Source organism: Aeromicrobium phragmitis (genome assembly GCF_003674095.1).
GTDB classification, from domain to species: domain Bacteria; phylum Actinomycetota; class Actinomycetes; order Propionibacteriales; family Nocardioidaceae; genus Aeromicrobium; species Aeromicrobium phragmitis.
This window is the reverse complement of record NZ_RDBF01000188.1, coordinates 1-356: the sequence shown is the minus strand read 5'-3', so window position 1 is coordinate 356 and position 356 is coordinate 1. Positions and strand designations below refer to the sequence as shown.

Genomic DNA, 356 nt, shown 5'->3' with positions numbered 1-356 from the left:
GGCCGCGCGGAATGGAGGACAGGAACGGCGGCTTGTCGACCACCACGATGCGGTCGTCGCGGTGCACGACGTGAATCGCGCCCGGCACCTCGGGCTCCTCGCGCAACTCGCGATGGAACCATACGAACGTGTGCGGAAGGTAGGCATCGTCCTCGCGCACCGGGCGGCCGCTGTCGTACACGAACCGCCGCCCGGCGAGCATGGCCGTCACGTCGACCTGCGCCGGGAGTTTCTCACGCAGCCACGCCCCCATCGTCGGCCAGGGAGCGACGCGGTTCTTGTCGCGATCGGGCGTGCGGACCCACGCGGCACCGAGCCCGTGACGCGGCGGAAGCGGAGAACGCGGCGGCACCCCG

1 pseudogene is annotated in these 356 nt (G+C 71.6%); it reads right to left on the bottom strand.

Features of this window, described 5'->3' with window-relative positions:
* Positions 1-356, bottom strand: a pseudogene (locus D9V41_RS16905) (pseudouridylate synthase); the annotation flags it as partial.